Origin of the sequence: Paenibacillus paludis (genome assembly GCF_042610515.1) — a bacterium.
Classification (GTDB): Bacteria; Bacillota; Bacilli; order Paenibacillales; family Paenibacillaceae; genus Paenibacillus_AQ.
This window is the reverse complement of the sequence record NZ_JBGJZP010000004.1, coordinates 375,966-388,403: the sequence shown is the minus strand read 5'-3', so window position 1 is coordinate 388,403 and position 12,438 is coordinate 375,966. Positions and strand designations below refer to the sequence as shown.

Sequence of the window (12,438 nt, the reverse complement as noted above, 5' to 3'; positions counted from 1 at the left end):
ATGTATACGAAAAGGCTCTTTCCACCCAAGAGGGGGAAAGAGCCTTTTTTAATAAGAATTGAATTTATATGCTTCACGCTATGGGCGATTCTCGCTTCCTACAGCCGGGGCAGCTACCACCTGAGGCACTTCCGCTTCCTCTCCAAACCGCTCTTTCACCCATTCTGTAAACATCACGAAGTCTTTCTCCACCTGGGTGGCATAACCGTAAGCCCATTGGGAAATATAGCGGGCAAAAGCATCAGGGTCCGGGCCCATCGCTTTGGCAATTTCCTTCTCGCTGTGGTAGGAGAGGATTCCTTGGTCCACATCGGCGTCGGCTCTGGCATGCATTTTGGCCGTTAGGCTGCCCATGACTCCAACAACCTGGAGCATATCGTCTACAGTTGCGATGTCTTTGAGCTTCAGGCTTTTTTTATACGGGGAGCGTTCGCGGACATAAAAATCCCGGCCATCCATCGTCAGAAAGCCCAGATAGGGATCAGCTTTGTGATGCATCGCCTGCTGTGTAGCCGCCACACGTTTCCCTTGATGTCCGAATGAGCTCCAGAAAGATTCCGAATAAGGCATGAAATAAGCCGGGACTGGCACACGAACCTCTTTTGCTTCCAAAATGGTATCGTCGGTATCTTCTTGACTGCTTCCGCCTTCGATCAATATATAGTAACGGTCCAGCCCGATGGATGCAGTGCCCGAGCCATGTTTGACAGCAATGTCCTTCATCCGGTAATGATCGTCATTCCAGCTGCGGGCGACAATCGTCTGCATATAGAAACTCCAGGCCTTCTCCAGCAACGTTTGCTCCTCTACCTCTGGAACAGCCAGCTCGGAGTTCTCCAGAAATACTCTGCCGCTCTGCATTTGGGACGTGACCTTTTCCAGGAAATGACCCTGGCGGCGTTTCTCCAGCTTGCGGAGCAGCTTCTTCACCGGCCCTTTGGCCCCGTTCTCATTCATTACGAAGTTGCCGGGGTTGTCCTTGCCTTGGCTGAACCGGCGGATCCCTTTGGAATAGGCCTGCACAAAACCCACAATTACGTTAAGCTGCTCTGCCTCCCCGTACCCCAGCTGCCGCCCGACAAGCGCAATACTGCCTGCCATACGCAATATATCGTACAGATAAGAGCCGACATAACCCTCATCGAAATCATTGACGTCATATACGATAGAGCCATCTTCGCTGCGGAAAGCCCCGAAATTCTCGAAATGCAGGTCCCCTTGAATCCAGGTCGGGCGCTCCGCCGAAGTGTGGTAGGGAAAGTATTGTCTTGTGGCGTCAAAATAGAACAGATAAGAGCTGCCCCGGTAGAATGAAAAAGGGCTAAGCGACATCTTCAGGTACTTTTCTGCCCGCTTCCCGGGAGTCAGGCCCATAAGGGTGCCGTCAAATTCATCAAAAATGGAGATTAGCAGATCTTTGCGGAGTTTCGTACGGGTACGAATGACACCTTCGGTTATGGATTCATTGATCATGATAGGTACTCCTTTGCGGGAATAAATAGAATTAAGCTTATCATAACGCATTAACCCTGATAGTTCCTGATGATCTTATGGAAGATCCGCCATCTTCCTTTCTGTGAACCGCTGTTAGTGGGTTATATCCAGTTATTTACCGCATATTTTACCATGAGGAAGCGTGATATACTTGAATGAATTTCTTGTAAAACATCGGAAGAGGTGGAAGCATGTGAGTTGCAACCGCAGGTTAAAGAGTTCTGAAAATACATTCAACTATACGCAGCCCGCTATATGTATTTATGGCTGGTTGCCGGGATACGTATAGCTTCAGCTGCGTCTATGATAAGGAGATAAATGCAGATGGACTTAACATGGGACCTGGAGAGCCTGTACCCCTCATTCCAGTCAGATCAATTTCAAGAGGACCTTAAACTTGCGGAGACCCTTGCCAGCGGCCTCAAGGCATGGGCGGCTCTTCATTTAAAGGATAACGATAATGCGGCCAAACAAACGGAAGAGTTCCTGGAGCGTTACAACGCGTTCAAAAGAGTATATCTCTGCCTGTTCAGTTATGCGGAGCTGGTCTTCAGCAGTGACAGCGGCAATGCAGAAGCAGTGAATAGCATGGATGAACTGGAGGATACCGCAGCCGGTGCCGGCGAAGCGTTGGTAAGCTTCAGCAAATGGCTGGCCCAAGTGAGCGCGGAGGATCTGGAGAACATCATACAATCAAGCGATTATCTTGCCGGACATGCCTTTTATCTGCGCCAGCTTCAGAAGCAGTCACAGTATTTGCTCAGTGAAGAGGCTGAGACGGTCATTGCCCGGATGCAGAATACCGGTGCCAAAGCTTGGGAGAGGCTGTATATGAGAACCTTATCTACATTGCGCGCGGATGTGGAAATGGAAGGTGCGATTCGTAGTTTGTCTCTATCGGAACTGCGAAATCTGGTCTATGACAGTGATCCACGGGTTAGAAAAGCAGCGTATGAAGCTGAGGCCGGGGTTTGCCGGAGCGTGGCGGAACAGAGTGCGGCCTGCCTCAATGCCGTGTGCGGAGAAGCGGCAGCAGTCTATGAGCTGAGAGGGTATGCCTCGCCGCTGCATAAGGTGCTGGCAGCTTCGCGCATGGATCAAGAGACGCTTGAAGTCATGCTTCAGGCTATAGAGGAAAGCCTGCCGGTCTTCGGGCAGTACTATCTCCAAAAAGCAAAGCTCCTGGGCCACACGGGCCCGCTGCCATTCTATGATATCTTTGCTCCGGTTGGCGGGGAGTCCTCTGCCAGAATCACCTATCCGCAGGCACAGGAGCTTATCGTAGCCGGGTTCAGCACGTTCAGTGCAGAACTGGGAGAGTTTGCCCGCAAAGTATTCGACCGCCGCTGGATTGATGCTGAACCAAGAGCGGGGAAGGGGAATTTCGGGATGTGCGTCGATATTTTCCCGATCGGAGAGAGCCGGATTATGACAAGTTTTACCGGAAGTTATATGGATGTTAGTGTGCTGGCGCATGAAATTGGACATGCGTACCACAGCAGCTGCCTCGCCGGGGAGACGATGGTCAATACCGATTATCCGATACCAATTGCCGAGACGGCATCGATCTTTTGCGAGAGTCTGATCCATCAGGCGCTGCTTCAGTCTGCCCCGGGGGAAGAAATGCTGCCTATCCTGGAACGGAGCCTTTCCGACGCCGGATATTTTATCGTTGATTTCTACGCCCGCTACCTGTTCGAAAGCCGGCTGTATAATAGAAGGAAATCAGGAGCGTTAACTGTTGAGGAGCTTAACAGTCTGATGCTGGAGGCAATGACTGCCGCTTATGGTGACAGTGTCGCTCCGGAATCGATTCATCCATACCAGTGGATCAGCAAAGCCGGATATTATATGACAGGCAACGAGTTTCTGAATTTCCCTTATTCGTTCGGGCTGCTGTTCTCCAAAGGACTATATGCACAGTATAAGAAGCGGGGCGGGGATTTTGTGAACCAGTATCAATCCTTCCTGGAAGCCAGCAGCAGAACAACCATCGCGGATGCCGCGGAACTGATGGACATTGATGTGTATTCACTGGAGTTCTGGCGGGATGCGCTGGCTCTCATTGCAGAGGATATCCTGCAGTTTGGGAGAGGTAGTTCCTTTTTGCCGGGAAGTGTGGTAGAACAATAGAAGGAGTGTACGCCGCAGCGGCACAGAAAGGGATGCTTGATTGAATGTACGTAGTGTGTAAGGAACATGTGGAGCTGGCCATCGACAAGTTTGTGGACGAGTACGAGGATGCACCGGATATTGTGGATCTGAAGGAAACCGAGTTCTCGGACTGGGACCCGCCGGCGAAATGTGCGGAATGCGAGAAAAATGCGGAGTATTTGGTGGTCTAGGGACCTTCAATAAGTAATCAGGCAAGAGTAGAAAGCACCGGGCTGCTGTAGTTACAAGCGGCCCGGTGCTTTTTTGTGGAAATATAGGGGATTAAGCATCTGCCAGTTTTCCGGTCCGGCTGCTGCGGCGGTACATAAAGGCTGAAAGAATAGCAATTCCTGCGGCCAGTGAAAGTCCCCAATAGATGTTGGAGTAAGCCGACGAAAGCGATAATCCGCGCTGCCACTCCAAGGCGCTGGCTGCCAGTGCTACGCTGAATGCCCCGCTGAAGAACTGAAGCAGCTGAAACAATCCCATACCGGAGCCGATCTGGGCAGAAGGGAGAATCCGCGAGATTTCATTGGATACACTGCTGGACAACGCCGTAAAGGACAGGCTCATGATCATATAGGTCAACATGACCGCAATCCAGGAGTGGGCGGCGAGCAAAGCAAACAGGACGGTGGCGGTTAGCACAAGAAGCGGCGCATATCGCAGAATGCCCCCATTGCCATATCGGTCAATAATCCGTCCTACCCCCCGGGAGACGATAATCGCCAGCAGTGACCCCGGAAAGATAACCAGCCCGGCGTGGCTTGCACTGAAGCCGAAGCGGTGGGTCAGAATCTGCGGCAGCAGAAACAAGGTGGCAAAGCTGCATAAATAAGAAGCGATTCCGACCAGTGACAGGACCAGATAGGAGCGGTCACGGAACAGTGCAGGCATTACGAACGGATCGGGAGTACTGCCAATGCGGCGGATGAACAGGGCAAGGGAGGCCACTCCGGCGATCAGCGCAATCCAGTATCCGCCGGTCAGAAACAGCAGAAGGCCGGTCGTTCCGATGCCGAGAAACAGTCCGCCGAGCGCATCGAATGAACCGCGGCGGGGCACTTCTCTGGGCAACAGTACCAGAAACAGCGGCACCAGAAGCAGGATGGCGGCCGTAACGGCGAACAGCCAGTGCCAGCCGAGATATTCGACGATACTTCCGCCGGCCACCGGACCGAGACCCAGGCCAAGCGAAACCGCAGACATGATGGTCGCCATTGCTTTGCCGCGGCGGGCCAGCGGGACATAGCGGGTGAACAGCACGAGTGACAGGGACATCACCGCGCCTGCACCGGAAGCCTGCGCAATACGTACAATCAGCAGAAATACAAAATTTGAACTGAAGAAGCCGGCAATCGCCGCCAGGCCAAGCGTCAGCAGACCTATAGTAAGCAGCCTGCGAATCGGCAGGAAGTCGGAGAGCCGGCTGAATGTGATGGAGGCAATGGAGAACATGATTGAATACCCGGTTACGATCCAGGAAGCAGATGCAGCCGTGATGCCGAATGTTTCAGTCACATCGGGCAATGCCAGGTTGAACATAGCGGTATTCATTATAACGAGTACAATGGCGACACTGAACAGAACGGTCAGCAGCCCTTCCCGTGGAAGAGTGGCTTCCACCGAAGGGGCTGAGCTGTCCACTGCAGGTGGGTATGTAGAGCTTGAGCTCATGTGAGGGCCACTCCTTTATTGTTTGATAGTTCGATTACTTACGAACAATTGAAATATAGCATGCAGTAAGGTAAAATGCAATTAGGGATTTTAAAATATTTTGCACCCATCTGCACCACAAAGGGGATATTTATCTATGAAGATACTGTATCATCCGGACCGTAAAGACATTCAGCTTGCTTCCGTATTGTATGCGCTCAGCGATCCTCTTCGATTATATGTTGTTTCGGAAATCCGCAAGCATGGTGAACAGGCCTGCAACAGCTTCAATGTTCCTATCGCCAAATCGACCATGTCGCATCATGCCCGCACGCTGCGTGAGGCGGGAGTCGTCCACACCCGTGCCCAGGGAACACAGCGACTGCTGTCGCTGCGCTCCGATGACCTGGAAGAGCGGTTCCCCGGCCTGCTGGATTCCATATTGGAGGCCTATGAATCGGCTGGCGAGTCAAAGCTGCTGTTTATGGAGAAGACGGAAGAGCACTAGACGGCAGGCTTTCGGATTCTTTTGCACAACAAATGAAAAAGAGGACGTCATAGCACGTCCTTTTGCTGTTTCTATAGAAGGAAAAAGAACCCTGCTATAAGCAGGGTCCAGTTCGTACTATGCAGATTAAGGTGCTTGTCTAAGGCGTATCCTATCATGTTCATTCTTCTTTTCCTGAGCTGTTAGCGGTTTGCAGCGGCCTTGCCGGTTACAGTCTGGCCCTTCAGCGGATTAAGATTGTCCTTCCACCGGATATGGAGGGACCGGGAGCCGAACAGGTCGGCTCCGTCCGATACCTGGTAATGCAGATGCGGCTCGCTGGAGTTGCCGGAATTGCCAAGCTTCCCGATGATATCGCCCGTTTTGACTGAATCGCCTTTTTTTACGGTGACCGAACCTTGCTTCAGATGGGCCAAAAAGCTGTATTCCCCGCCATGGTCAATCACGACCAGATTGCCTGGGGGTTCTTTTTCATTCATCACGCCCACAGGGGTATTATCGGGGATATCATTTATGACTTCGGTGACGATTCCGTCAGCAGGGGCGGTGACATTCTTCCCGAAAGCATGGTAGCTCTCATTGCGCAGCGGATCTCCTTCGTATGAAAGTCCATTCACTTCCTGCACGAAATCATAGGCGTAGCGCTGGCTTTCGTACTCATAATGATAATTGTTCAGCACGTTGCTGCCGCCCCAGAATACAAACCAATCCCCTTGGAACGGCAGCGTCATGGCAGTCCGGGTCAATGCCTTATCTGTCTCGGGATAGGTGGTCAGCTCCGTGATGTTCAGGCCGTGAATGACGCCCGCTTCATCAAAAACAGCAATAATCCCCTTGTCGCCCTCATCGCTTGTCCATATCCGGTGTTCGGCGCCATTCAGCCGCATTACGGTGGAAGGCTCAAAGGCAGTGACCCCTTGAATAAACGCCGAACCCATCTCCTTGACCTCATCTTCACTGATTTGCTGCTTGAATTCAGGGCTGAACCGCTCATAAATCCCGCTGAAATTGCCGCTTAACAGGGCCCCCGCCAAATTCTCCGGCTGTACGGGCTGTTGTCCGCTTTTGCTGATTTCAGGGGATACGGAAGGCGTAACTTGTGCTACCTCTTCTGTGGGGTTGGCAGATGCTGATGCCTCCGGACTGTTATTCATCGAATTCTCTCCTCCACAGGCTGATAATAAGACGGCCAAGACCGTCGTACCGGCCATTATTTTGCTGATGCTTCGCATATGTTGTTCCTCCCGGCAGTGCTGTTGTCCTATCGTCTCTTTATTGTAGCTAGTCAGTATTTCCGCCAGTATAACACTGCATTAACGGTTGCTTAACTTTGAACAACGGTTTTGGCAGACGAATTAAGCTATTGTTAAGGTTGTGCGGCCAGTCTGGCGGAGCCAATCATGTTATGATAGTTGCGATTACTAGATCGAAAGGGGAACTGGCATGAACCATGCTGCCATTCTGCTCGTCGATGACGAGGCGTCCATTGTTGAGCTGATTAAGACGGTACTTTATAAAGAAGGATTCACGGATATAGATTCGGCGGGTACGGGTGAAGCTGCTATTCTGGCCTGCCAGAGCAAGGTGTATGACCTGATTGTGCTGGATGTGATGCTGCCGGGGCGCAGCGGGATTGATATTTGCCCTTTCCTGCGGCAGACGACGAATGCGCCGGTGCTGTTTTTGTCTGCGCGTATTTCCGATTTTGACAAGCTTACCGGTTTTGCGGTCGGCGGCGATGATTATATCACGAAACCGTTCAATCCGCTGGAGCTGGTGGCCCGGATCCGTTCGCAGCTTCGCCGTTATCTGGGTGACGCGGGCGGGCCGGAGCCTGTTCAAAATAAAGAGGGGCAACACGGACAGCCTCCCCAGGGAAATGCCAGGCAGGAGCGGCAGCCGCTTCAGCAGAACATTAGCTATGATTTCGGAAGATTCCAGGTGGATGAGACGGCGGGCGAACTGAGAGTGGAGGGGGAAGTGGTCACCTGTCCGGCGCTGGTGTTTCAATTGTTGTTATTTTTCTGCAAGCATCCGAACCGGCTGTTCACCAAAAGCGAGCTGTACGAACGGGTATGGGGCGAGGCCGCGCTGAGTGACGATAATACAGTTATGGTACATATTCACCGTATACGCGAAAGGATAGAGCTGGAGCCTGCCAATCCCGTGTATCTGGTCAACGTTAGAGGACTGGGATATAAGCTGGTACAGCGCAGCGGGAGGGAAAAGGGACAGGTATGAAGATGAAAAGGCGTCTGACCCTCCGGTTCGTGCTGCATTCGGCCATCGCCGGATTGGTTGTGCTGCTTATTGCGGCAATCACCGTTATGTGGGTGCTGCTGCGGCTCTCGGAGATTAATCTCACCGATAATTTTGTTTCTGTGGGTTTGGAAAGGCTGGTTGAATCCTCCGAGTTCGGAGCGGACGGCATTATCTTCGACCCGAAGCTGCTGGAGCAGGTCAAGCAAAATAAAGGATGGCTGCAAAGTCTGGATGAGAACGGAAAAGTAGAGAAGTCCTACAACACGCCTTCTGATGTTCCGGCGCAGTATAATCCGGGAGAGCTGGCCGCCTATTGGCAGCAGCAGCAGCAGGGTTTCCCGTATGACGTCTACCTCTGGATTCAGGAGAAACACGGCAGAATGTACACGCTTCTCTATGGGGTGCCTGAGGTGCTTAAGCCGCTATTGCAAGCGGTCAGCGAAGAACCTTCCTCCTATGCGGAGGGGAAGCTGCTGCTTTCAGCGAAGACAGAAAGCCGGATCCAGGCGCTTGGCGGTTATGTGCAGCTGCTTAATCCGGAGGGCAGTGAGGTGGCGGCTTTTAACCGGCCGGATTCTGCTCCAGCCAAATATACTGTACAAGAGCTTGCCTTGCGCTCGAAGTATGAGGGAAGATACGGATACCGTATGGCGTTTGACTATAATGAAGATACCGGCCAGACCTGGGTGGTAAGCTTGCCCAATGATGCGGCGAAGTCATCGGCCAAGGCCCCCCTGATCTCCGCAGAAATGCGTATTGTACTGACTGGAATTGCCGGGATGCTGGGGGCGACGCTGCTGATCTTTGCGCTGCTGTCCTTCTTGAACGCGCGCCGCTTCGGCGCTCCGATGTTCCATATGCTGGCTTGGCTCGATTCCCTCGGGCAGGGCTCTTATGACGAACCGGTGGACCGCAAAGGCCGTCCGCGAAGCCGGCTGAAGTCAGGCAAGTGGAAGCGGCGTTATTCTATCTTTGCCGATGTCATGCTGTCCTTGGACCAGCTGACTGAGATTCTGCGGCGTGACGAGGACCGGCGGCAGCGGACAGAGACCCTGCGGGAAGAATGGATTACCGGCATTACCCATGATTTGAAAACCCCGCTCTCCTCCATTAAAGGCTATGCCCATTTGCTCGCCGAGGATACTTATGACTGGTCCTCTGAAGAAGTCCGCAAGTTCTCTGCAATCATGCTGGAGAAGTCGGCGCATATGGATACGCTGATCAGCGATTTGGCCATTACCTACCGGCTGAGGTCGGGTATTCATGTCCCGCAGACCGAGGCCGTGGAGATGAGAGCCTGGCTTGGCAATGCGCTGGAACAGGCCGCAGCCAACCCGGAGTATGGAGAGGGGCGGATCATTTATCAATCCCCTGACACAGAAATTACCGCCAGGATCTATCGGCCTTGGATGGAGAGGGTCGTCGGCAATTTAACGGCCAATGCGCTGCTGCATAATTCTTCGGATACGCAGCTTACCGTAACACTGAGTGCGATGGATACCGGCGGATTGGTTATTATTTTCCGCGACAATGGCCAGGGGATGGATGAGCAGACGGCGGCGAATTTATTCGAGCGGTATTACCGCGGGGGAGATACGGATTCCACAACGAACGGTTCGGGTCTGGGCATGGCGATCTCCAAGGGCTTGGTTGAGGCGATGGGTGGACAGATCACCGTGAGTTCCGCCCCCGGCAAAGGAACGGAAATCCGGCTTATTTGGGATGGTCTGGCGGCTGCTATTTCCGGCTAACGTTTCCGCCAATGGTTCCAAGCTTAATTTCACCATTCCCGGTCTGGGAAATCACGGCATCGCCCGTAATGTGATCCATATCCAGGGACCCGTCTCCGACAGCAACCTCGGCCGAACCTTCTACTTGGGTTACCACAACATGTCCATTGATATTATCGATATCAACATCGGTACCAATATTGCGCACGGTGATATCGCCGTCCCGGCTGGAGAGTGTTACCGGACCTTTGGTGTCGATAACCTCCAGATCTCCGTTCACGTTGTCCACCTCCAGCGGAGCCGAGAGATCGGCAACCTTAAGTTTGCCATCTCTATGCGAGTCCAGCTTCACAGCGAGTTCACGCGGAAGTGTAATCTCCAGATCTACGGCCCCGGAACCCATAGCCAGCATCTGGCCGCCAAAGGAAGCCTCCAAATAAGCAGTAGCCTCTTCTGCCCGCAGCTTCAGCTTCAATTTATCCATACTTATGCCTTTGGCGGTGACCACGGCGGTGACTTCAATCGTATCCGTGTCTGCACCGTTTACTTCAATTTCTCCGTTGCGGTTATCTATAACCAGCTTCGTCAGCTTGTCAGCCTCCAGTTCAAGCTTCTGAGTTGACGATGTTTCTGCGCCCTTGCTACAAGCGGTTACTAGCAGCAGGCAACCTACGATTAATAATCTCCATGTCCAGCGCATTGGAATTCCCCTTTTCTAAATTTAATATGGAAGAGCATTGTGTACCGTTATGAGACATCACGTTTGACGAACAGGGTGTGCGAAAGAAGATGCATGACTGCCAGATGAAGTCCTATAAAAGCCAGAGAGAAGCCGAGCGTCATGCCTTTCACCGCCGGATCACCCAAGAAATAACCGCTAAGGTCGGAATGGGAGAAAATAAAGAAACGGGTCCACGTCCAGCCGTTCATGGCGATGGAAATGACAAATCCGGCCACGGAAACGAACAAGGGAATGACGATAGCAAAGATAGGACTGCGAAAACCCGCAGATATCATAAAAGCCAATGTAACTGAAATCAACAGAAACGGCAGATGGAACAAGTAACTGCCAAGGATTGAAAGCAGCATGGGCGTTTGGTGCACGGTGTGATCCCGCACATACATATAGCTGTCTCCAAGACCGCCCCAGCCGAACATGATTCCCCCGAACAGCAGGGAGAGCAGAAGGCCGAGCAGCGTCAACCCCAGTCCGAACAGGATCGCGGCAATATATTTGGCGGTATACACCTCTGTCCGGCTGGCCGAGCGGGTCAGCAGCAGCTTGATCGTGCCGGACACAAATTCGGCAGCTGCAATCTCTCCGGCAATAATGATTGAGATCAGCGAGACGGCAACTATAATGTTTCCTGAAAGATCCCCCGCAAAGCTCCAGGCATTCGTCTCAGGCGGCAAATTATGCTGCAGGGAGTACTCGTTCAGCAAAATGTTTTTCTCCGCTTGCCGTATTTCAATCTGCAACGCATCCGGTTCGGCAGCTTCCTCTGCCAGCCGGTGATTCTCCTGCTCAAGCTGCGACCTCCAGTCTGCCGCAGCGGTGCCCCCATCTCCAGCACGCACATTGATGATCTGAAGGATGACGAAGACTGCAACGAGAGCAATGAGCACCCAGGTGCGTTTTCTTTTGTAAATCTTCATATTCTCATTTCGGATATAGTTGATCAGCTTCAATGTCCTTGTCCTCCTGTAATCTCAAGGTATTTGTCTTCAAGCGTCCGCTTCACCGTGTTCACCCCGTATACGTTGATGCCTGAATCCAGCAGCTTCTGGCTGATTTCGGGAATGCGGTTCTTGGGTAGGCGTACACGAAGCTGGTTGTGGCCGGCAGTAATTTCCGCACCTGACAGGAACGCTTGCAGTACTTGCACCGCCAGCTCGGGCCGGTCAACCTCGAACTGGACGAGCGCGTCATCCTCCTGAACCAGCTCCGACAAACGATGCACTCCGATCAGCTTGCCTTGCTGGAGCACGGCAACGCGGTCGCACATCATCTCCATTTCCGACATCAGATGGCTGGAGATCAGAATGCCGACATTCTCCTGGCGGGCCAGATTCTTCAGATGCTCCCGCAGCTCGTGGATGCCCGCCGGATCAAGGCCATTGGTCGGTTCATCCAGCAGCAGCAGAGAGGGCTTATGCATCAGCGCTACAGCCAGGCCGAGACGCTGCCGCATCCCCAGCGAGTAGGTACTGACTTTCGCAGAAATGCTCAGCTCCAGTCCTACAAGCTTGATAATCTCCTTCAGCCGGTCCTCAGTGACGCCCGGACTCATTCTTGAGAAGAGGATCAGATTGTCATATCCGGATAAATATTTGTACAGATCGGGCTGTTCCACGATAACGCCAACCTTGCCCATAGCTGCGGAGAATTGCTGCCGGGTGTCGATTCCGTCAATAATGACCTGTCCTTCCGATTTGGAGACCAGTCCCACGATCATGCGGATTGTCGTTGTTTTTCCAGCTCCGTTGGGGCCCAGCAGGCCCATGATTTCTCCTTTTTCCATTTCCAGTGATACATGGTCTACAAGAGTTTTGCGGCCAATGACCTTGGTCAGATCCCGTATTTGAAGCAGCGGCAAAGCTACCCCTCCCTTTTCCAAATGATTGTAGTAGGAT

Annotated in this window: 11 protein-coding genes; 5 read left to right on the top strand and 6 right to left on the bottom strand. The window is 52.6% G+C overall.

Annotated elements, in window-relative coordinates:
* Positions 1-78: 78 nt before the first annotated feature.
* Positions 79-1,473: a DUF2252 domain-containing protein gene (locus ACAN56_RS10535; protein WP_379142608.1), complete on the bottom strand. Its 1,395-nt coding sequence runs from the start codon at positions 1,471-1,473 to the stop codon at positions 79-81.
* Between the two features lie 345 nt (positions 1,474-1,818).
* Here ACAN56_RS10535 and ACAN56_RS10530 point away from each other — a divergent pair, with 345 nt between their 5' ends.
* Both ACAN56_RS10530 and ACAN56_RS10525 read left to right on the top strand, forming a co-directional pair.
* A complete protein-coding gene (locus ACAN56_RS10530; protein WP_379142606.1) occupies positions 1,819-3,627 on the top strand; it encodes a M3 family oligoendopeptidase in 1,809 nt (602 codons plus the stop codon).
* 44 nt (positions 3,628-3,671) lie between these two features.
* Complete coding sequence (locus ACAN56_RS10525; protein WP_063829780.1) at positions 3,672-3,839, top strand: CxxH/CxxC protein; 168 nt, start codon at positions 3,672-3,674, stop codon at positions 3,837-3,839.
* 91 nt (positions 3,840-3,930) lie between these two features.
* Here ACAN56_RS10525 and ACAN56_RS10520 read toward each other — a convergent pair whose 3' ends face one another.
* Complete coding sequence (locus ACAN56_RS10520; protein ID WP_379142603.1) at positions 3,931-5,325, bottom strand: MFS transporter; 1,395 nt, start codon at positions 5,323-5,325, stop codon at positions 3,931-3,933.
* A 136-nt stretch (positions 5,326-5,461) separates the two neighbouring features.
* Between ACAN56_RS10520 and ACAN56_RS10515 the strand changes: the two genes are divergently transcribed.
* Positions 5,462-5,812 carry an ArsR/SmtB family transcription factor gene (locus tag ACAN56_RS10515; protein ID WP_038598198.1) on the top strand — a complete coding sequence of 117 codons (351 nt, stop codon included), beginning with the start codon at positions 5,462-5,464 and terminating at the stop codon, positions 5,810-5,812.
* Between the two features lie 182 nt (positions 5,813-5,994).
* Here ACAN56_RS10515 and ACAN56_RS10510 read toward each other — a convergent pair whose 3' ends face one another.
* On the bottom strand, positions 5,995-7,044 hold the full coding sequence (locus ACAN56_RS10510; protein ID WP_379142600.1) for a peptidoglycan DD-metalloendopeptidase family protein: 1,050 nt from the start codon (positions 7,042-7,044) through the stop codon (positions 5,995-5,997).
* Positions 7,045-7,255: 211 nt separating this feature from the next.
* On the opposite strand from ACAN56_RS10510, the gene ACAN56_RS10505 reads away from it, so the two are divergent.
* Positions 7,256-8,053 (top strand): response regulator transcription factor, encoded by a 798-nt coding sequence (locus ACAN56_RS10505; protein WP_038598194.1) that lies wholly within the window; start codon positions 7,256-7,258, stop codon positions 8,051-8,053.
* Positions 8,050-9,825: a sensor histidine kinase gene (locus tag ACAN56_RS10500; protein ID WP_379142597.1), complete on the top strand. Its 1,776-nt coding sequence runs from the start codon at positions 8,050-8,052 to the stop codon at positions 9,823-9,825. Before ACAN56_RS10505 ends, ACAN56_RS10500 begins: the two co-directional genes overlap by 4 nt.
* Here ACAN56_RS10500 and ACAN56_RS10495 read toward each other — a convergent pair.
* Genes ACAN56_RS10495 through ACAN56_RS10485 form a run of 3 tightly spaced genes read right to left on the bottom strand, consistent with a single transcriptional unit; the run spans position 9,812 to position 12,401 of the window.
* Entirely contained in the window at positions 9,812-10,504 is a 693-nt protein-coding gene (locus ACAN56_RS10495) for a DUF4097 family beta strand repeat-containing protein (RefSeq protein ID WP_379142595.1), read from the bottom strand. The genes ACAN56_RS10500 and ACAN56_RS10495 overlap by 14 nt on opposite strands.
* Before the next feature lie 47 nt (positions 10,505-10,551).
* On the bottom strand, positions 10,552-11,493 hold the full coding sequence (locus ACAN56_RS10490; protein WP_231578359.1) for a DUF2705 family protein: 942 nt from the start codon (positions 11,491-11,493) through the stop codon (positions 10,552-10,554).
* On the bottom strand, positions 11,490-12,401 hold the full coding sequence (locus ACAN56_RS10485; RefSeq protein ID WP_038598188.1) for an ABC transporter ATP-binding protein: 912 nt from the start codon (positions 12,399-12,401) through the stop codon (positions 11,490-11,492). The genes ACAN56_RS10490 and ACAN56_RS10485 overlap by 4 nt, the downstream gene beginning before the upstream one ends.
* Positions 12,402-12,438 lie beyond the last annotated feature (37 nt).